19 protein-coding genes, 1 tRNA gene, 1 rRNA gene and 1 other annotated feature are annotated in these 20,248 nt (G+C 55.3%); of the genes, 9 read left to right on the top strand and 12 right to left on the bottom strand.

Features of this window, described 5'->3' with window-relative positions; genetic code table 11:
- Positions 1-84: 84 nt before the first annotated feature.
- From N7922_RS06355 to rluD, 5 genes are all read right to left on the bottom strand, one after another.
- Positions 85-160, bottom strand: a tRNA-Glu gene (locus N7922_RS06355).
- Between the two features lie 85 nt (positions 161-245).
- Positions 246-1,787, bottom strand: a 16S ribosomal RNA gene (locus tag N7922_RS06350).
- A 431-nt stretch (positions 1,788-2,218) separates the two neighbouring features.
- Complete coding sequence (gene clpB / locus N7922_RS06345) at positions 2,219-4,792, bottom strand: ATP-dependent chaperone ClpB (protein ID WP_263099746.1); 2,574 nt, start codon at positions 4,790-4,792, stop codon at positions 2,219-2,221.
- Positions 4,793-4,921: 129 nt separating this feature from the next.
- On the bottom strand, positions 4,922-5,653 hold the full coding sequence (yfiH, locus tag N7922_RS06340) for a purine nucleoside phosphorylase YfiH (RefSeq protein WP_263099745.1): 732 nt from the start codon (positions 5,651-5,653) through the stop codon (positions 4,922-4,924).
- Complete coding sequence (rluD, locus tag N7922_RS06335) at positions 5,650-6,630, bottom strand: 23S rRNA pseudouridine(1911/1915/1917) synthase RluD (RefSeq protein WP_263099744.1); 981 nt, start codon at positions 6,628-6,630, stop codon at positions 5,650-5,652. Before rluD ends, yfiH begins: the two co-directional genes overlap by 4 nt.
- Before the next feature lie 131 nt (positions 6,631-6,761).
- Here rluD and bamD point away from each other — a divergent pair, with 131 nt between their 5' ends.
- From bamD to pheA, 4 genes are all read left to right on the top strand, one after another.
- On the top strand, positions 6,762-7,499 hold the full coding sequence (bamD, locus tag N7922_RS06330) for an outer membrane protein assembly factor BamD (protein ID WP_263099743.1): 738 nt from the start codon (positions 6,762-6,764) through the stop codon (positions 7,497-7,499).
- A gap of 273 nt (positions 7,500-7,772) precedes the next feature.
- Positions 7,773-8,108, top strand: coding sequence for a ribosome-associated translation inhibitor RaiA (gene raiA / locus N7922_RS06325; RefSeq protein WP_263099742.1), 336 nt, complete (start codon positions 7,773-7,775; stop codon positions 8,106-8,108).
- Positions 8,109-8,210: 102 nt separating this feature from the next.
- Positions 8,211-8,337: a sequence feature (Phe leader region), on the top strand.
- On the top strand, positions 8,212-8,259 hold the full coding sequence (gene pheL, locus N7922_RS06320) for a pheA operon leader peptide PheL (RefSeq protein WP_100250063.1): 48 nt from the start codon (positions 8,212-8,214) through the stop codon (positions 8,257-8,259). Its footprint overlaps the feature before it by 48 nt.
- A gap of 22 nt (positions 8,338-8,359) precedes the next feature.
- Entirely contained in the window at positions 8,360-9,520 is a 1,161-nt protein-coding gene (gene pheA, locus N7922_RS06315) for a bifunctional chorismate mutase/prephenate dehydratase (RefSeq protein ID WP_263099741.1), read from the top strand.
- On the opposite strand, the gene N7922_RS06310 is transcribed toward pheA, so the two are convergent.
- The 7 genes from N7922_RS06310 to N7922_RS06280 all read right to left on the bottom strand — a co-directional run bounded on the left by N7922_RS06310 (position 9,517) and on the right by N7922_RS06280 (position 16,833).
- Positions 9,517-10,389: an SMP-30/gluconolactonase/LRE family protein gene (locus N7922_RS06310; protein ID WP_263099740.1), complete on the bottom strand. Its 873-nt coding sequence runs from the start codon at positions 10,387-10,389 to the stop codon at positions 9,517-9,519. The two genes, pheA and N7922_RS06310, sit on opposite strands and share 4 nt — an antisense overlap.
- 67 nt (positions 10,390-10,456) lie before the next feature.
- Positions 10,457-11,578: a bifunctional chorismate mutase/prephenate dehydrogenase gene (tyrA, locus tag N7922_RS06305; RefSeq protein ID WP_263099739.1), complete on the bottom strand. Its 1,122-nt coding sequence runs from the start codon at positions 11,576-11,578 to the stop codon at positions 10,457-10,459.
- Between the two features lie 9 nt (positions 11,579-11,587).
- Positions 11,588-12,658: a 3-deoxy-7-phosphoheptulonate synthase AroF gene (gene aroF, locus N7922_RS06300; RefSeq protein WP_263099738.1), complete on the bottom strand. Its 1,071-nt coding sequence runs from the start codon at positions 12,656-12,658 to the stop codon at positions 11,588-11,590.
- A gap of 202 nt (positions 12,659-12,860) precedes the next feature.
- Positions 12,861-14,225, bottom strand: a complete 1,365-nt coding sequence (locus N7922_RS06295) for a PepSY-associated TM helix domain-containing protein (RefSeq protein WP_263099737.1) — start codon at positions 14,223-14,225, stop codon at positions 12,861-12,863.
- A 63-nt stretch (positions 14,226-14,288) separates the two neighbouring features.
- Entirely contained in the window at positions 14,289-14,714 is a 426-nt protein-coding gene (locus N7922_RS06290; RefSeq protein ID WP_411554165.1) for a DUF2946 domain-containing protein, read from the bottom strand.
- 210 nt (positions 14,715-14,924) lie between these two features.
- Entirely contained in the window at positions 14,925-15,974 is a 1,050-nt protein-coding gene (locus N7922_RS06285; protein ID WP_263099735.1) for a site-specific integrase, read from the bottom strand.
- A 7-nt stretch (positions 15,975-15,981) separates the two neighbouring features.
- Positions 15,982-16,833, bottom strand: coding sequence for a helix-turn-helix domain-containing protein (locus tag N7922_RS06280; RefSeq protein ID WP_263099734.1), 852 nt, complete (start codon positions 16,831-16,833; stop codon positions 15,982-15,984).
- A gap of 193 nt (positions 16,834-17,026) precedes the next feature.
- Here N7922_RS06280 and N7922_RS06275 point away from each other — a divergent pair, with 193 nt between their 5' ends.
- From N7922_RS06275 to N7922_RS06255, 5 genes are all read left to right on the top strand, one after another.
- Positions 17,027-17,326: a Cro/Cl family transcriptional regulator gene (locus tag N7922_RS06275; protein ID WP_411554243.1), complete on the top strand. Its 300-nt coding sequence runs from the start codon at positions 17,027-17,029 to the stop codon at positions 17,324-17,326.
- A 38-nt stretch (positions 17,327-17,364) separates the two neighbouring features.
- Positions 17,365-17,703: a DUF5347 domain-containing protein gene (locus tag N7922_RS06270; RefSeq protein ID WP_263099732.1), complete on the top strand. Its 339-nt coding sequence runs from the start codon at positions 17,365-17,367 to the stop codon at positions 17,701-17,703.
- Positions 17,704-17,769: 66 nt separating this feature from the next.
- A complete protein-coding gene (locus N7922_RS06265) occupies positions 17,770-17,997 on the top strand; it encodes a DUF2732 domain-containing protein (RefSeq protein ID WP_263099731.1) in 228 nt (75 codons plus the stop codon).
- Positions 17,997-18,218, top strand: coding sequence for a TraR/DksA family transcriptional regulator (locus tag N7922_RS06260; RefSeq protein ID WP_263099730.1), 222 nt, complete (start codon positions 17,997-17,999; stop codon positions 18,216-18,218). Before N7922_RS06265 ends, N7922_RS06260 begins: the two co-directional genes overlap by 1 nt.
- A complete protein-coding gene (locus N7922_RS06255; protein WP_263099729.1) occupies positions 18,219-20,219 on the top strand; it encodes a replication endonuclease in 2,001 nt (666 codons plus the stop codon). It abuts the gene before it with no gap.
- Positions 20,220-20,248 lie beyond the last annotated feature (29 nt).

Here is a 20,248-nt window from a genome sequence, read left to right as displayed (position 1 = left end):
GTTTTGAGATACATCGGCCGGTGACTTTCACTCACAAACCAGCAAGTGGCGTCCCCTGGAGGTTTGACCTCATCAGTTAACGCGTGGCGTCCCCTAGGGGATTCGAACCCCTGTTACCGCCGTGAAAGGGCGGTGTCCTGGGCCTCTAGACGAAGGGGACACTGAAGTCTCAATCGCAAGACGCCTTGCTTCTTTCTTTTCATCAGACAATCTGTGTGAGCACTGCAAAGGCAGGTTCTTTAAGGTAAGGAGGTGATCCAACCGCAGGTTCCCCTACGGTTACCTTGTTACGACTTCACCCCAGTCATGAATCACAAAGTGGTAAGCGCCCTCCCGAAGGTTAAGCTACCTACTTCTTTTGCAACCCACTCCCATGGTGTGACGGGCGGTGTGTACAAGGCCCGGGAACGTATTCACCGTGGCATTCTGATCCACGATTACTAGCGATTCCGACTTCATGGAGTCGAGTTGCAGACTCCAATCCGGACTACGACGCACTTTATGAGGTCCGCTTGCTCTCGCGAGGTCGCTTCTCTTTGTATGCGCCATTGTAGCACGTGTGTAGCCCTGGTCGTAAGGGCCATGATGACTTGACGTCATCCCCACCTTCCTCCAGTTTATCACTGGCAGTCTCCTTTGAGTTCCCGGCCGGACCGCTGGCAACAAAGGATAAGGGTTGCGCTCGTTGCGGGACTTAACCCAACATTTCACAACACGAGCTGACGACAGCCATGCAGCACCTGTCTCACAGTTCCCGAAGGCACGTTCCCATCTCTGGAAACTTCTGTGGATGTCAAGACCAGGTAAGGTTCTTCGCGTTGCATCGAATTAAACCACATGCTCCACCGCTTGTGCGGGCCCCCGTCAATTCATTTGAGTTTTAACCTTGCGGCCGTACTCCCCAGGCGGTCGATTTAACGCGTTAGCTCCGGAAGCCACGCCTCAAGGGCACAACCTCCAAATCGACATCGTTTACAGCGTGGACTACCAGGGTATCTAATCCTGTTTGCTCCCCACGCTTTCGCACCTGAGCGTCAGTCTTCGTCCAGGAGGCCGCCTTCGCCACCGGTATTCCTCCAGATCTCTACGCATTTCACCGCTACACCTGGAATTCTACCTCCCTCTACGAGACTCCAGCCTGCCAGTTTCGAATGCAGTTCCCAGGTTGAGCCCGGGGATTTCACATCCGACTTGACAGACCGCCTGCGTGCGCTTTACGCCCAGTAATTCCGATTAACGCTTGCACCCTCCGTATTACCGCGGCTGCTGGCACGGAGTTAGCCGGTGCTTCTTCTGCGGGTAACGTCAATTGCTGTGGTTATTAACCACAACACCTTCCTCCCCGCTGAAAGTACTTTACAACCCGAAGGCCTTCTTCATACACGCGGCATGGCTGCATCAGGCTTGCGCCCATTGTGCAATATTCCCCACTGCTGCCTCCCGTAGGAGTCTGGACCGTGTCTCAGTTCCAGTGTGGCTGGTCATCCTCTCAGACCAGCTAGGGATCGTCGCCTAGGTGAGCCGTTACCCCACCTACTAGCTAATCCCATCTGGGCACATCTGATGGCAAGAGGCCCGAAGGTCCCCCTCTTTGGTCTTGCGACGTTATGCGGTATTAGCTACCGTTTCCAGTAGTTATCCCCCTCCATCAGGCAGTTTCCCAGACATTACTCACCCGTCCGCCACTCGTCACCCGAGGAGCAAGCTCCTCTGTGCTACCGTCCGACTTGCATGTGTTAGGCCTGCCGCCAGCGTTCAATCTGAGCCATGATCAAACTCTTCAATTTAAAAGTTTGATGCTCACCGAATTAAACTTCGTAATGAATTACGTGTTCACTCGTGAGACTTGGTATTCATTTAGCGTCCTGAGACGTTAAGAATCCATGTCACTTTGAGTGCCCACACAGATTGTCTGATAAATTGTTAAAGAGCAGTGCCGCTGCGTTTTCACTGCGGCGCGGGGTGTGCATATTACGCTTTCCCGCTGCGAAGTCAACTGAATATTTTCAGATTTCTTCGCCTGACAGGCCGGTGTGTTTGCCGTTGTGCCGTGTCAGTGGAGGCGCATTATAGGGAGTTAATTCCGGCTGACAACCCCTAATTTAAAAAAAGTTCCCGTTCGCTCACTTTCCAGGCAAAACCACTGCCAAAAGTGAATTTTCGCTTGGTTTTTAAACAAAAACGAGCCCCGCAGGGCCCGTTTTCTTATATTTGTGACTTACTGCACTGCCACAATATGATCGTTTTTTACTACCAGTTGAACCGCTTTTCCCGGAATCAGCTCACCGGAGAGAATTTGCTGTGCAAGCGGGTTCTCGATTTGCTGCTGGATGGCACGTTTCAGTGGACGTGCCCCATACACCGGATCGTAACCATTCTCACTCAGAAGTTTCAACGCTTCGTCAGAAATCGTCACCGTATAACCACGCTCTTCCAGACGCTTGTACAAACGTTGCAGTTGGATCTGCGCAATAGAAGCAATATGTTTTTCACCCAGAGGATGAAACACCACCACTTCATCAATACGGTTGATGAATTCCGGACGGAAACTCTGGCTAACAACACCCAACACCAGCTCTTTCATATGCCCATAATCAAGATCGCCAAAACGCTCCTGAATCAGGTCAGAACCCAGGTTAGATGTCATAATGACCACCGTATTACGGAAATCCACGGTTCTGCCTTGCCCATCCGTCAAACGCCCGTCGTCTAACACCTGCAATAAGATGTTGAACACATCCGGGTGCGCTTTTTCCACTTCATCCAGCAGGATGACGGAGTAAGGACGACGACGCACCGCTTCAGTCAGATAACCGCCCTCTTCGTAGCCGACATATCCCGGAGGCGCCCCCACCAGACGTGAGACAGAGTGTTTCTCCATAAACTCGGACATATCGATACGCACCATCGCATCGTCACTGTCGAACATAAAGTTCGCCAGCGATTTGCACAGCTCGGTTTTACCCACCCCGGTTGGCCCAAGGAACAGGAACGAGCCAATCGGACGATTAGGATCCGACAACCCGGCACGGCTACGGCGGATGGCATTCGAAACGGCTTCCACGGCTTCATCCTGGCCAATCACACGATGATGAAGATCGTGCTCCATGCGCAGCAGTTTTTCACGTTCGCCTTCCATCATCCGCGCCACCGGAATACCGGTCCAACGCGCCAGCACGTCGGCAATTTCCACATCGGTTACACGGTTACGTAACAGACGCATCGTTTTGCCTTCCGTCTGCGTGGCTGCCGCCAGCTGTTTTTCCAGTTCGGGAATTTTACCGTACTGCAATTCCGACATGCGTCCCAGGTCACCATTACGGCGTGCCTGCTCCATCGCAATTTTCGCCTGTTCCAGCTCCGATTTGATGGTCTGCGTTCCGGAGAGCGACGCCTTTTCGGCTTTCCACTCTTCTTCTAATGTCGAATACTGGCGTTCTTTATCTTCCAGCTCTTCATTCAGCATTTCGAGACGCTTTTTACTGGCTTCATCTGACTCTTTCATCAGCGCCCGCTGTTCCAGCTTGAGCTGAATAATACGGCGATCAAGACGGTCCAGCTCTTCCGGTTTCGAGTCAATCTGCATACGAATACTTGATGCAGCTTCATCAATCAGGTCAATGGCTTTGTCCGGCAACTGGCGATCGGCAATATAACGGTGTGACAGCGTTGCCGCCGCAACAATCGCCGGGTCGGTGATCTGCACGTGGTGATGCAATTCATAACGCTCTTTCAGACCACGCAGAATGGCAATGGTATCTTCCACCGTTGGCTCTGCGACCAGTACTTTCTGGAAACGACGTTCCAGCGCAGCATCCTTTTCAATAAACTGGCGATATTCATCCAGTGTGGTTGCCCCGACGCAATGAAGTTCGCCACGCGCCAGCGCAGGTTTTAACATGTTACCGGCATCCATCGCCCCGTCGGCTTTCCCCGCCCCCACCATGGTGTGCAGTTCGTCAATAAACAGGATGACGTTGCCTTCTTGTTTCGCCAGATCGTTAAGCACGCCTTTGAGACGCTCTTCAAACTCACCGCGGTATTTTGCCCCGGCAACAAGCGCGCCCATGTCCAGCGAAAGCACGCGACGACCTTTCAGCCCTTCCGGTACTTCGCCATTGACAATACGCTGCGCCAAACCTTCAACAATGGCAGTCTTACCGACACCTGGTTCACCAATTAATACCGGGTTGTTTTTCGTCCGGCGTTGCAGTACCTGAATAGTACGGCGGATCTCTTCATCACGGCCGATGACTGGATCGAGCTTGCCTTGTTCAGCGCGCTCGGTCAGATCGACGGTGAATTTTTTCAAGGCCTGACGTTGATCTTCGGCCCCTTGATCGTTCACGTTTTCTCCCCCACGCATTTGATCTATCGCCTGAGTCACATTGGCCGTTGTTGCACCAGCGGATTTAAGCAAATCGGTTAGCGTGCCACGTGAATCCAGCGCAGCCAGAACGAAAAGTTCTGACGAAATAAAATTGTCACCCCGCTTTTGCGCCAGCTTGTCGCAAAGATTAAGCACACGGACCAGATCCTGAGAAGGCTGCACATCGCCGCCGGTGCCTTCCACCTGCGGTAAACGGCTTAACGCCTGTTCAATAGCGGTACGTAACTGGCCAGCATTCACGCCAGCAGAGGTTAATAAAGGATGAATCGAACCCCCTTCCTGATTCAGCAAGGCGCTCATTAAATGAAGAGGTTCGATGAATTGGTTGTCTTGCCCCAGTGCGAGCGACTGGGCATCGGCAAGAGCAAGCTGGAATTTATTAGTAAGACGATCCAGACGCATAACTCCTCCCATAACAGGTCAAATTTGCTACTGGAGATTAAATGAGGTCATCCCTCAATTATTCAAGGTGAATGACCTGAATTATGCGAAAGAAAACTTACGCGTGCCGGATCGTCTTGATTCGTTAGGTTATATCAGCCAAATGAAACTTGCCATACGCCCGGTGACCTTGTCCCGGCGATAGGAGAAAAAATCCTCCGGCTGGCTGAAAGTACAGCGATCGCCGCCAAACACATGTTCGACGCCTACGCTCGCCAACCGCTGGCGCGCGAGCTGGTAGATATCCGCAAAAAACTTTTCCCCAGCCGGGCGAAACGCGCTATCAGCCCGAGGATCATGGGCCATAAATGCCTCCCGCACTTCCGGGCCGACTTCGAAGGCTTGCGGGCCAATCGCCGGGCCAAACCACGCCAGCAGATTTTCCGGCTTATCAGCAAAACACGCGACCGTCGCTTCCAACACACCCGCGCACAACCCACGCCAACCGGCATGTGCAGCAGCAACTTCGGTGCCATCGCGATTACAAAACAGAACCGGCAGGCAGTCGGCGGTCATCACCGCACAAACGGCACCCGGGGTATTACTGTAGGAAGCATCCGCCCGCTTCGACGCATAAGGTTCACCGCTGAGTTTCAGCACCTCGGTGCCGTGCACCTGTTCAAGCCACACAGGTTTAGACGGTAAACCACCTTCCGCGAACATGCGCTTACGGTTTTCTTCCACCAGAATGAGGTCGTCACCGCAGTGTGCACCGAGATTCAGGGAGTCATAAGGCGGCAGGCTAACGCCGCCAATACGTGTCGAGCTACAAGCTGCAACCTGTTTGGGTTGCGGCCAGTCCGGGCGGATCAGTTTGGTCATAACCAGGCCACATCGTCCTTATGCAATTCAAAATCAGCGCGCATCGCGTCGATAAGATCGACCATATCCTGTGGGATCGGCGCATGCCATTCCATCTCAATACCGCTGATCGGGTGATAGAGACGCAGCATGGTTGCGTGCAAAGCCTGGCGGTCAAACTTACGCAGCGCCTCAATAAACGCTTCCGATGCCCCTTTTGGCGGACGCGGACGACCACCGTACAGCTGATCACCCACCAGCGGATGCGTGATATGCGACATATGCACACGGATCTGGTGCGTACGGCCGGTTTCCAGACGCAGGCGCAAGCGCGTATGAATACGGAAATGCTCCATGATGCGGTAATGCGTGACCGCCGGTTTCCCCATCGGATGCACGGACATATGCGTACGCTTCGTCGGGTGACGACTGATCGGCTCTTCAACAGTGCCGCCCGAGGTCATGTGCCCAATAGCGACCGCTTCATATTCACGTGTGATTTCACGCAGTTGCAAGGACTCCACCAGTCGCGTTTGCGCCGGCACCGTTTTTGCTACCACCATCAAACCGGTGGTGTCTTTGTCCAGGCGGTGCACAATCCCGGCACGCGGAACATCGACAATAGGCGGATAGTAATGCAGCAACGCGTTCAGCACGGTACCGTCAGGGTTACCGGCTCCCGGGTGCACCACCAAATCGCGCGGCTTGTTGATAACGATAATGTCGTCATCTTCATAAACGATATTTAACGGAATATCTTGCGGTTCAAAACGGGCTTCTTCTTCAATTTCAGCATTGATGGCAATGCTTTCGCCACCCAACACTTTCTCTTTCGGCTTGTCGCTGACGTTGCCGTTGACCAGCACGCGCTGGTCGAGAATCCATTCTTTTATGCGCGAACGTGAATAATCAGGGAACAATTCGGCCAAAGCCTGATCTAAGCGTTGACCGAGCTGGTTCTCGGATACCGTTGCGGTAAGTTGTACTCGTTGTGCCATATACAGCTTCTTCGTTAACGTTGGGTTTTACGGCTTTGCCGTTTAATATAGTGTGCTATTGTAGCTGGTCTTAGTCGGGAGCAGGAATAAAGAATCTCCCGCATTAACATTCTGAGGAAAGTCTAAACGTCATGACGCGCATGAAATATCTGGTGGCAGCCGCCACGTTGAGTCTGGCTTTGGCGGGTTGCTCCGGTTCAAAGGAAGTGGTGCCTGATAATCCACCAAATGAAATCTACGCGACTGCCCAGCAAAAACTGCAAGACGGTAACTGGAAGGCGGCAATAACGCAACTGGAAGCCCTGGATAATCGTTATCCGTTTGGCCCTTACTCTCAGCAAGTGCAACTGGATCTGATCTACGCTTACTACAAAAACGCCGATCTGCCGCTGGCTCAGGCCGCAATTGACCGCTTTATTCGCCTGAATCCGACGCATCCCAACATCGATTATGTGATGTACATGCGCGGGCTGACCAACATGGCGCTGGATGACAGTGCGCTGCAAGGGTTCTTTGGTGTGGACCGTAGCGATCGCGACCCGCAGCATGCGCGCGACGCATTTACGGACTTCTCCAAACTGGTGCGCGGCTATCCGCAAAGCCAGTACGTCACCGATGCCACCAAACGCCTGGTATTCCTGAAAGATCGCCTGGCGAAGTATGACTACTCCGTCGCGGAATATTACACCGACCGCGGCGCCTGGGTTGCCGTTGTCAACCGCGTGGAAGGGATGCTTCGTGACTTCCCGGATGCAAAAGCCACGCGCGATGCGCTGCCGCTGATGGAAAAAGCCTACCGCGAAATGCAAATGAACGCGCAGGCCGACAAAGTCGCTAAAATTATCGCGGCGAACAGTAGCGCCAGCTAAAACCGATCGCCTGAAAGACAAAACGGCAGCCTGCAGGCTGCCGTTTTTTTATTCGGTTTCACTTATTGCTGAAGCGGTTTAGCCTCAATCCATCCTATCAACTATGACCGCTATTTACGCGTTCGACAAGGTATATTTGCGCTCTTCCTGTCCTGCCTCACAAAACCTTTCCTTTGACAAAAAGTGACAAAATAATGTGATTTAAATCACACATTTTGACATTCACCACGGTATGCTGAAATCACCAAGACGGAAAGACAAGAGGTAAAATTTATGACAATGAACATTACCAGTAAACAAATGGAAATTACTCCGGCAATCCGCCAGCATGTCGCAGACCGTCTCGCCAAACTGGATAAATGGCAAACCCATCTGATTAACCCACATATCATTCTGTCTAAAGAGCCACAGGGCTTTATTGCGGATGCGACGATCAACACGCCAAACGGGCACCTGGTCGCCAGCGCAAAACACGAAGATATGTATACCGCTATCAACGATTTGATTAACAAGCTGGAACGGCAGCTCAATAAAGTGCAACACAAAGGTGAAGCACGTCGCGCCGCATCGTCGGTGAAAGACCCAAGCTTCGTTGAAGAAGAAGAGTAGTCTCTACATTGAGTCCCTATCCAACGCGCCTTCGGGCGCGTTTTTTATTGACAGAAAGAAAACAGTACGGGTACTGTACTTCAGTCACTCAAAGGAAAACTGCATGAAACTTGTTCCGTTCTTCTTCGCATTCTTTTTTACCTTCCCCTGAACCGGGAGGCGATTCGTTTTGTGATAAAGAATGCGAAGACGAACAATAAGGCCTCCCACTCCGGGAGGCTTTTTTTTTGATAACAATTAAAGGCAACAACATGACGGCTGAAAACCCCTTACTGGATTTACGCGTAAAAATCAGTGCGCTGGATGAGCAGTTACTGACGCTGCTTGCCGAACGACGCCAGCTCTCTGTCGAAGTCGGCAAAGCCAAACTGCATTCGCACCGCCCGGTGCGCGACATCGATCGCGAGCGCGACCTGCTGGAACGTCTGATTCAACTGGGTAAAGCGCATCATCTGGATGCCCATTACATTACCCGCCTGTTCCAGTTGATCATCGAAGACTCCGTTCTGACTCAGCAAGCGCTGCTCCAGCAGCATCTGAATAAGATCAATCCCCATTCTGCCCGCATCGCGTTTCTCGGTCCCAAAGGTTCTTATTCCCATCTGGCGGCCCGCCAGTACGCTGCGCGCCATTTTGAGGAGTTTATTGAAAGCGGCTGCCTGAAGTTCCACGATATCTTCAATCAGGTGGAAACCGGCCAGGCGGATTACGCCGTCGTGCCGCTGGAGAATACCAGCTCAGGCGCAATTAACGACGTATACGATTTACTGCAGCACACCACATTGTCGATCGTGGGCGAGCTGACGGTGCCTATCGATCACTGCGTGCTGGTGTCCGGCTCGACCGATCTGGAGCAGATTAAAACCGTTTACAGCCATCCGCAGCCGTTCCAGCAGTGCAGCCAGTTTCTGAACCGTTACCCGCAGTGGAAGATTGAATATTGCGAAAGCACCTCGGCCGCCATGGAGAAAGTGGCGCAGGCGAATTCACCGCATGTCGCGGCGCTGGGCAGCGAAGCGGGCGGCGCACTGTATGGACTTCAGGTGCTGGAACGCAACCTGGCGAACCAGACGCAAAACATTACGCGTTTTGTGGTGCTGGCGCGTAAAGCGATTGACGTTTCCGATCAGGTGCCTGCGAAAACCACACTGCTGATGGCCACCGGCCAGCAGGCTGGCGCACTGGTTGAAGCACTGCTGGTGCTGCGCAAGCACAACGTCATCATGACGAAACTGGAATCGCGCCCGATTAATGGCAACCCGTGGGAAGAGATGTTTTATCTGGATGTTCAGGCTAACCTGCAATCCGATGGGATGCAAAAAGCGTTGCGCGAGCTGAATGAGATTACCCGCTCACTGAAAGTGCTGGGTTGCTACCCGAGCGAAAATGTGGTGCCGGTTGAGCCCGTTTAACGCTCTTTGAACAGCGATTTCTTCATTCCTGCCACACCAACTGGCAGGGTGAAGATCGCCCCCGAAAGCGGATATTGCGCCACTTCCTCCGCGTCCATATTTTCCCGCGTGGTGGTGATAAAAAGCGTTTTCATATCCTCACCGCCAAAACAGACCATCGTCGGGCAACGAACAGGCAGAGGATATTCCTCCAGCCGTTCTCCCTGCGGCGAAAAACGCACAATACGCCAGCCGTCAAAGATCGCGCTCCAGTAACACCCTTCAACATCGACAGCCGCGCCATCCGGGATACCTTCACCCGCCTTAAACCGGTGGAAGAGTTCACGTTTACCCGGTTCCCCCTGGTGGTCCAACGGCGTACGATAGATCACACCGTTGGGCGTATCAGAGGTAAACATCCACTGACCATCCTGGCTAAATGCCAGCCCGTTGGCGCCATGAATGTCGCACTGCACCACTTTCGGCGTTAAATCATTATCAATACGCAATAACAGCGCGCCGTTGTAATCGCCCGGCCCCCAAAACGTGCCGGCATAAAAACGGCCCCGGGGATCGGTACCGCCATCGTTAAAGCGCGCCAGTTGCGGATTCGACGGGTTATCACACACTTTTTGCCGCAACAGGCCACAGGGATCGGTCAACCAGATGGCGTAACGCATCGCCACAATAAAACCGCCCTTTTCCCGCAACGCAAAACAACCGACCTCCTCCGGAAACGACAACACTGTATGTTCGCCCGTCGCCAGATGATAGCGATGGATCTCCCCTTCCAGGATATCAGCCCAGTAGAGCGCCTGCTCCGGTTCGCTCCAGGTCGGGCATTCCGGTAAATGCCCGGTGTAATCAAACAGCGTTTTCAACTCAGCCATTGCGCGTCCCTTAAATGAAAAAAGCCAGCGGGTAACCACTGGCTTTTCAGTATAAACGGCTTTCAGATTACTGGCGGCTGTCGTTCGCCTGGCGCAATAGCACGCGGCTTTCACTCTGGAAACGCTGGGCATAATCGCCAAACCAGTGCTCCACTTTACGGAAGCTGTCGATGAACGCCTGCTTGTCTCCCTGCTCCAGCAAACCAATCGCCTCGCCGAAACGTTTATAGTAACGTTTGATCAACGCCAGATTGCTGGACGACGACATAATAATGTCGGCATAAAGCTGCGGATCCTGAGCAAACAGTCGGCCAACCATCGCCAGTTCAAGGCGGTAGATTGGCGAAGAAAGCGCCAGCAATTGCTCAAGCTGAACATTCTCTTCCGCCAGGTGCAGCCCATAAGCGAAGGTGGCAAAGTGCCGCAGCGCCTGGATAAAGGCCATGTTCTGATCGTGTTCAACGGCGCTGATACGGTGCAAACGCGCACCCCACACCTGAATCTGCTCCAGAAACCACTGGTACGCTTCCGGCTGCCTTCCATCGCACCAGACCACTACCTGTTTGGCAAGACTGCCGCTGTCCGGACCAAACATCGGGTGTAACCCCAATACAGGCCCCTGGTGCGCCGCCAGCATGGCCTGTAGCGGACCACTTTTTACCGACGCAAGATCAACAAGAATGCAATCATCCGGCAGCGCGGGCAACTTCGCGATCACCTGCTCGGTAACGTGGATAGGCACGCTGACAATCACCATACCGGCATCCGCCACCAGCGCCTCAGCCTGTGCCCAATCCTCTTTTTCCAGAATGCGCACCTGATAGCCGGAAAGCGTCAGCATTTTGGCAAACAGTTGTCCCATCTGCCCACCGCCGCCGACAATGACCACCGGACGCAATTCAGGATAGAGCGTTTTAAAGCCTTTATCGTTTTCGCTTGAGTAGGACTCACGCATCACACGGCGCAGTACATCTTCAATCAGATCCGGCGGGACCCCCAGCGACTCGGCTTCTTTCCGGCGTGATGCCAGCATGGTCGCCTCACGCTCGGGGACATAAATGGGCAAGCCATAGTGGCTTTTCACTTCGCCAACTTGCGCCACCAGTTCCAGGCGGCGCGCCAGTAATCCCAGCAGCGCCTTGTCAACTTCATCAATCTGATCGCGCAGCGCGGTCAATTCAGCAACCATAACAACCTCTTAAGCAAGACGCGTCGCCAGACTATTGCGCAGGTCTTTATCAATCTCACGCAGCAGCGCTTCCGTGGTTTCCCAACTGATACAGGCATCCGTCACGGAAACGCCGAACTTCATGGCACTGCGCGGTTGTTCAGAAGATTGATTACCTTCGTGGATGTTGCTTTCAATCATCAAACCGGTAATCGACCGGTTGCCATCTTTAATCTGAGCAACCACGGATTCCGCAACGGCAGGCTGGCGACGGTAATCTTTATTGGAGTTACCATGACTGCAATCTACCATCAGCGACGGCCTGAGTCCCGCCTGAGCCATCTCTTTTTCGCACTGCGCAACGTCCGCCGGGCTGTAGTTTGGCGCTTTGCCGCCGCGCAAAATCACATGCCCGTCCGGGTTACCCTGCGTTTGCAACAGGCAGACCTGACCGGCCTGGTTGATACCGACAAACCGGTGCGGCATTGCAGCGGCGCGCATGGCGTTGATCGCCGTGGCCAGGCTGCCGTCGGTGCCGTTTTTGAAGCCTACCGGCATCGACAGACCGGAGGCCATTTCGCGGTGCGTCTGGGATTCCGTGGTGCGTGCGCCAATCGCCGACCAGCTAAACAGGTCGCCCAGGAACTGCGGGCTATTCGGATCCAGCGCTTCCGTCGCCAGCGGCAGCCCCATGCTGACCAGCTCAACCAGCAGACGACGCGCAATCTTCAGTCCGCCTTCCACATCAAACGAGCCATCCATGTGCGGATCGTTAATCAGCCCCTTCCAGCCAACGGTCGTACGGGGTTTTTCAAAATAGACGCGCATCACCAGGTAGAGGCTATCGCTGACCTCTGCGGCAAGGGTTTTAAATCGACGGGCGTACTCAATCGCCGCTTCCGGATCGTGAATAGAGCAAGGACCGCAAACCACCAGCAAGCGCGGATCGCGCCCGGCAATGATATCGGAGATGGTCTGGCGGGATTGCGCGATTTGCGCTTCTTGCTCCGTGGTCAGCGGGAATGTCGCTTTTAATTGATCCGGGGTGATCAGAACCTGTTCGTCGGTGATGTGTACGTTGTTCAGCGCGTCTTTTTGCATGATTGCGATCCTGTGTGACTCGTTTGCGATAGTTGTCCCTCTTGCGAGGATGACGTAACCATACCACAAGCGGTAAAGATTTCAATCCACATTTCGTACCGATTTCTTTACACAACCAAATTAAATGCCATTTATTGACCAAATAACTGTAACGATAAAATTACACGAACAAATGGCGCGGGGTTAACCGCGCCATTTGCCGTTAGCCCACCGCGATCTGCGTCCCCTGGCGATGACGCCGCCAGCGTAAGATATCCATCAGTATAAACACCAACAGACTGACTCCCATTACCGGCAAAGCCAGCCCCAGCAGTAATGCCAGTACCGCAGTCACCGCACGCCCTGCCATGCTCAGACTCAGCCAGCAGAACAGCAATGTTCCGGCCGGGTTCGCGGCTGCGCGAGCCGGGCGGCGTATCCACCAAAGCCGGTACCCCAGCACGATCATCACACACAGTGCGCTGCCAAAGATGATCAGCAGTAATTGATTCGGCAGACCAAACAGCACGCCCATATGGAAATCGACCCCCCAGCGCGTGAGTTTCGCCATCAACGGGAAATCAGCAAATCGGGTGCGATCGATAACCGCCATGTTGCTGCCGTCAATGGCTACTGCGTCAACCTGTGTGGGCCAGCGACGATCGATTTCACTTACCGTCCAGGCTTTATCTGCGCTACGCGGCGGGCGGATCTCCAGCTTAGTGGCGGAAATGCCGGCCTGCTGCGCACTCTGCAGCACTTCATCAAACTGCACCCAATCGAGCTGCATATCAGGCATTTCCATACCGTCATGGTGTGAATGGTGTTCCGCATGGGGATCGCCAATCGTTGCCATGCCATGCAGTTGTGTATTGACTTGCGGTGTCATCCAGCCAAACGCGGCGCGCAGACGATCGACGTTGCCGCCAGCCCATTGTGACCAGGTCAACCCGGTTGCTGAGAATAGCAACATCCCCGCCAGCAAAATCCCGCCGAGCGAAACATGCCAGCGGCGATGATGTTGCACCGGGTTGTTGAGCCGCCGTTTTGGTCGGGTGAAAAACCACAGCACAATGCCGCCCAGCGCCGCCACCCACATCCAGGATGCCGCCAGTTCACTGTAAATACGCCCGACATCACCGAGCAACAATGAACGGTGAAAGTAATCTATCCACTGGCGCAGCGGCAAAATCCCGCTGGTGCCATAAACCGTCATATCGCCCTTCACTTGCAAGGTGATGGGGTCAATAAAAATGGCGCGAGTTTCCGACTCACCCAGTTGCTGATCGGCAAACATCACGCGCGTCGTGTCGTTACCGCTCAGGCCTGGGCGCACCGCATGGAGACGCAAATGCCCACCGGTCACCTGCTCAGCAACGGCAATCTGTTCCGCCAGCGGCTGGCGTTCGCCCTTTTCCACGCCGTAAAGCGCATCCTGATAGAGCGCGTTTTCGAGCTGCAGCGTCGCCACGTATAAGGTGCCCGTCAGGGCGGCGATAAAGATAAACGGTCCCACAAACAGACCGATGTAAAAATGCAGGCGTCGTAGCAGGTTCAGCCACGCCGCACGCGGGGTGCAGGAAGTCATACTTTTCCTCAGAAATAGCAAAAAGATGCCGTTACGCCAGGGCGTACGGGCACTATTATCGTGTCAGAAAAAGCAGACGCGCGGCGGTGCGCGGGTATCCGGCCAGAGCCAGGGAAAGAAGTGCCAGTGCGAGACTTTTTGCCGTTCGGGCGTCAGACGCATACGCAATACGCGTCCCAGTAGCAGCATGGCGACAAGGAAAATCAGACCAGGAACGTGCGCCAGCAGAACGCAATAACCACACGCTTGTGCGTGATCGAGCGGCATGCTCTGCGAGGGTATTTCGTGATGACGCATTTGCGCATGCGACATCTGATGATGGTCAGGCATTGGCATGCTCATCTCATGATGCATGCCCGCCATCGCGTTCATCGAATCGTGTTGCAACGAGACGGAAATCAGCGGGGCGACAAGGATCAGCAGGATCGAAAACAACGCCAGCCAGGCGGCCGCGCGTTTTGCTGCATATGGATGAAAAATACGCTTCACCACGTCTCCTCCCGGTCGAAGCGGCATTGTAAATTAATCATCACCAGAAGGTTAATTTTTTTACCAAAACGACAGAAAGTCTGTTGGCGACCCTCGACGAGAGAACGAAAAAAACTAGTTAAGACGCTTTTCCCGCTCCTCCCCACACTGCACCAACAATCGTTACCCACCAATGCATTACACCCCCTTTCACTGCAATAAATTGCAGGGTTATGCAACTTCCGCCGCCATTTTGCCGCCATTAAAATGGGCCAGCGGGTTCAGGGTTACCGCCTCTTCCAGATGATCGGGCGCGAAGTGGGCGTAACGCAGGGTTTCGCGGATATTGGCGTGACCCAGAATGCGCTGCAGCACCAGGATGTTGCCGCCATTGGTCATAAAATGCGCGGCAAAGGTATGGCGCAACACATGGGTTTTCTGCCCCTCGGCCAGCGCGATATCGGTGGCCGCCAGCATTTTGCTGAACGCCGGATAGCACGGCTGGAACATCTGCCCCTGCAACGGCGCAAGCTCATCGTACAGCCACTGCGGAATGGGCACGGTGCGGTTCTTACCGCCCTTGGTTTTCACAAAGGTGATTTTATTGGCCGAAAGCTGCGTGCGCTGAAGGTTTTCCGCTTCGCGCCAGCGCGCGCCGGTGGCAAGACACACCTTCACCACCCGCGTTAAATCGCGATTCCCGAACGCGTCACAGGCCGCCAGCAGCGTGGCGATTTGCGGCGGCGTCAGCCACGTCATCTCGCGCTCTTTCTCGCGAAACGTCCGTACCCCCTCGATCGGATTCGGCAGTTGCCACTCCCCCAACCGGCTCAGCTCGTTAAACACCGCATTGAGATACTGCTGCTCACGGTTCACCGTCACCGGCTGCACCTTCCAGTTCGCCGGATCGCGCGTGTAACCATTATCGATTTCGCCGCTCAAACGCTGATCGCGATAGTGCGCCCACACCTTCGCGGTCAGCTCCGTCGCCAGCGGGTCGCCGAGCCCCCGGCAGACAATCTCCAGCTTCGCCATCCGCGATTTCCCGGCCGCCAGCGACTGCCCGTGCAGCTTAAACCACAGCGCAATAAGGTCGCTCAACCGCCGGCGGTCCTCTTTTTCGCCAAGCCAGGGCTTCTCCTGAGCCTCCTGCTTCGTCCAGCGCTCAAATGCCTCGGCCTCGCCTTTGGTAGGAAACTGCCGACGAATACGCCGCCCCTCCCGCCCCTGCGGATAGAGCTCGCACAGCCACTTGCCGTTTTTCTGTTTACTGACCGTCATGGTTGCCCTAAACGTGTTTTTCCAGCGTGAAAATCACCACACCAAACGGCTCAATCTCTGTCACGCTGCACTCAAAATCCGCCGAATGATTGGTAAGACGCACCTTGCCGCCCGGCAAGCGCACCACATCAAACACATCCAGCACATCATCAATGCGGATAAACCAGCGACCGTTACCGATTTTTTGCGCGGAAGTGTCCACCAGCCAGCCCGCATTCAGCCCTTCAATAAAATTCAGGCTGCCGACGGACGACGGCGCCAGACTGCGATCCAGCAACCACACGCCCGCCTCTTTCAGCTCGCCGGACTCATGGCGATATTTCGGGATACTCAGCGCCGCCTCGCTTTGCGCAGCCGACGTTGCCGCAGCGGGATACATCTCGCCTTTGCCAGTCGCCAGCCAGTTCAGCGACACGCCGGTATCCAGCGCGCAGGTCACCACCACATCGCCGGGGAAAAACTCACGCCGCACCCAGGTGCTGATGGTCCCGGAAGAGATATCCAGCAAATCACCGAGATCTTTTTGCATCTGAAACCCGTACGCATCGAGGATTCGGCGCAGCACCGGGCGACCGCCGGTCGACAAAATCTCGTTGAGCAACGCCTTGCCCTTCGGCGCGGGTTTATCGGTTAATTTTGCATTTGCGAACTCACCTTCCACCAGCCAGTGCAGATCGGCCCCGGTATCCAGCGCGCATTTGACCACCGCTTTATAGGGCACGCTCTCGCGCTGGATCCAGCTACTGATATTGTTCGCCGGCACATCCAGCGCTTCGGCGAGCGCCTTCTGGCTGGAGACGGAATAGGACGCGGCAATGCGCTCAATCACATCCTGAACACTCATCTTATTTTCACTCATGCATACCAACTTCGAAAAAGTGATTTACACAATCGCATTTGCGATTTATATTGCTGTGCATCGACCAGAATGCACGCCAGTGCAGTACATTTCAAACCACAGGAGATAATGCGATATGTCAGATGCAAAATCAACGCCGTCGCATCCGTTATCCGACTCTCAAATGCAATCCAGGAATTTCACCCATGGCCAGATGGATGAGCTGATGTCCGCCCTGCTGCCCGCGCTGCAAACGCTGATCCGCTCGGCGATGTCCGACGCGATGACAGTGAAAGATTTCGCCGCCATGCGCGGTGTCAGCGAACGTCTGGTCTGGCAATGGCTTGACGAAGGCATACTGCTCAAAGCCCCGACCCGCGACTATTCTGCGGCGCAAAATGCCGGAAAACGCAGCCGTACGCTGATCAATGTGAAAGCCTGGCGCGACAAATTAACGCAGCAGGCCATTGACTGCCGCTATATCGATCACCGCGCCGGTACATCCTTAAGCTGAATTTGCTTTTGCAAGCTCACAAGAAAACAGGAGAGAGTATGGCTATCACAGCAGACCGCATCAGCGTACCGCTCAGCGCCGGAGAACGGCTTAACGGGCTGAACCATATTGCCGAACTCCGCGCCAGCCACTGGGACGATAGCTGGCCCAAGGTGGCGCGTTTTATCGAGGATTTGCGCGATAAACGCGACGAGCAGTACGACGAAAACAGTCGCGCGCTGGCGGCGATCTTCTTTCTTGCCCGCGTCCCCGCTGCCCGCCAGGCCCTCAGCCCGCACGCGCTGACGCTTGAAGAGAAAAAAGCGGTGATCACAGCAATGAACCATTTCCGCGCGGTCGTCAGCCTGTTTCCCAAACGCCTGACCCTGCCGCGCTAACCCCCAACCCGTAAGCCATGGCGTCAACCCGCCGGGCATTCCTGTCGCCAAAATCTGGAGAACACCATGAGAAAGACCCCCACAACACACCCGGCACGCAGCCACGAAGACGTCGCTCTGATGCTGACCGAAGCACGCAACCGCGAGCGACTGCGCTGCGCTGGCGTGATTTCCGCGCGCCTCGACGCCCTGGCGCGGCTTATCGCCACGGAACATTTGGACTGGAGCGACGCCGCCGAGCTGCTGCACCAGGAAGCCACCCACATTGATAACCAGGCACAGGAGCTGCACTGATGGCCGATGAAATGGATCTGGTACAACAGCGCGAGCTGGAAGAGCGCGAACGCTACATCCGCCAGGCGCGCAGCCGCCTGCTGTTACCGTCGCGGCTGACCTGCGAAAACTGCGATGCGCCCATCCCCGAAGCCCGCCGTATGGCGCTGCCCGGCGTGACCTGCTGCGTCACCTGCCAGCACCGCGCCGAACTGCACGATAAGCACTACAGGAGGCGCTAATTGGCGATCTCGTGGGCTTTTCCGTGGAATGCGCCGCGCCCGGCGATTGCCAGCCCCTACCTCACGCATGCCGAACTCCACCGCCGCAACCAGCTGATTGCGGCGCTGCTACAGGCCCGTCATGCGCTGGCGCTGCAACCGGAGTGCGTACGCCTGCCGATCATGCGCACGGCAGATACGCTGGAAAAATACCACGGCGAGGCGCGCGCCAACGCCTGGCTGCGCCACCTTGTGGCGCGCACACTGCCCCGCCTCAACGCCGTCACACAACGCTACCAACTGACCTGCATTCACCAGCGCGTATCGAAAGCGGTGTTTAATGGCCACTTCGATACGCCGGTTCAGCGCTACCTCGCCAGCCGGCTGGTGAATTTACTCGCCCGCTACAACCGCCTGCCGGACATGACGAAAAAAGAGATCGACCGGCTGTCGGCGGACATCGCCAACTTTATTCGCGGCGAACTGGCGGATATCGACAACGCCGATGACGCCGAGCTGAAAACCCTGCATCGCTGGTATAGGCGCGCGGGGATCATCGCCCTGCAATTCAACGTCACACCACCGCACTGGCAGCGGGTCACCCGCAAACTGGCCAGCGCCAGCGACCTTGCCCCGGCGGTGATCCGCCTGTTCAGCGAACAGTGGTGGCGCGGGCGTTTACGCCGTGTCGCCGAACAGTGGCGGGAACATCTCCAGATAGCACTCGGCAACGTCAGCAAGAAAAAACAGCCCTACGCCAGCCAGGATTGCGTGAGCGCCTGGCGCGAACAAAAACGCCGCAACCGCGAGTTTCTCAACGGCATGGAACTCGAGGACGAAGAAGGCAACCGCATCAGCCTGATCGATAAACACGATGGATCGGTGGCCAACCCGGCTATTCGCCGCAGCGAGCTGATGACGCGCATTCGCGGGTTCGAAACCATCTGCCAGAACCTGGGTTATGTGGGCGAGTTTTACACCCTGACCGCCCCTTCCGCCTGGCACGCCACCACCCGCGCCGGCTACCGCAATCGGAAGTGGAACGGCGCCAGTCCGGCACAGACTCAACGCTACTTCACCGCGCTGTGGGCGCGCATTCGCGCCAAGCTGCACCGCCACAATCTGCGCGTGTTCGGCATTCGCGTGGCGGAGCCGCATCACGATGGCACCCCGCACTGGCATCTGTTGCTGTTTATGCAGCCTCAGGATGTCGCTCGCGTACGCGACATTACGAGCGAGTACGCAAAACTTGAAGATAATCATGAGCTTAATAGTGAAAAATCGAGGAAAGCGCGCTTTGATGCGCAGGCGATAGATTCGCAGAAGGGCAGCGCAACCGGCTATGTGGCGAAGTACATCGCCAAGAATATCGACGGTTATGCGCTGGAGGGTGAAACCGATCACGAGAGCGGTTCGCCGTTGCAGGAGACCGCCTGCGCAGTGGCGGCATGGGCCGCGCGTTGGCGTATCCGCCAGTTCCAGTTTATCGGCGGCGCTCCGGTTACGGTGTACCGCGAACTGCGGCGCATGGCCGACAGCGAAACCGCACGCGGGTTAAGCGTGGAGTTCGCGCAGGTGCATGACGCCGCCGACGCCGGTGACTGGGCTGGCTATGTGAATGCGCAGGGCGGGCCGTTTGTACGCCGCGACGACCTGCAAGTGCGCACACTGTACGAGGAGGAGAACATGTTTAATCAGTATGGCGAAACGATTGTTGCCGTTCGCGGCGTGTACGACACCGTCGTCGGCGCGGGTTCGCCGGTGCTCACGCGACTGAAGAAATGGAAGATTGTGCCGAAGCGTACGGACCTTGACCTTCAGGGCGCGTCTGCGCCCTCTTGGAGTTCTGTCAATAACTGTACGCCCCGGCGGGAATGGCAGGCGGGCTGCTGCCAGCCTCCTGACAAAATTGCGGCGCAATTCACAAAAAACAGCGGAGAGAAACCGGTATCAGAAAACAACAATACTTTTTCTAATCATCAACATAGGTATCAAGATGAAAAATTTTTCGCTTCCCATTAATATTAGGCTTATGATACTGTACATACATA

Source organism: Kosakonia sp. ML.JS2a (genome assembly GCF_025642095.1).
In the GTDB taxonomy this organism is placed as follows: Bacteria; Pseudomonadota; Gammaproteobacteria; order Enterobacterales; family Enterobacteriaceae.
This window is presented reverse-complemented; position numbering and strand designations above follow the sequence as displayed.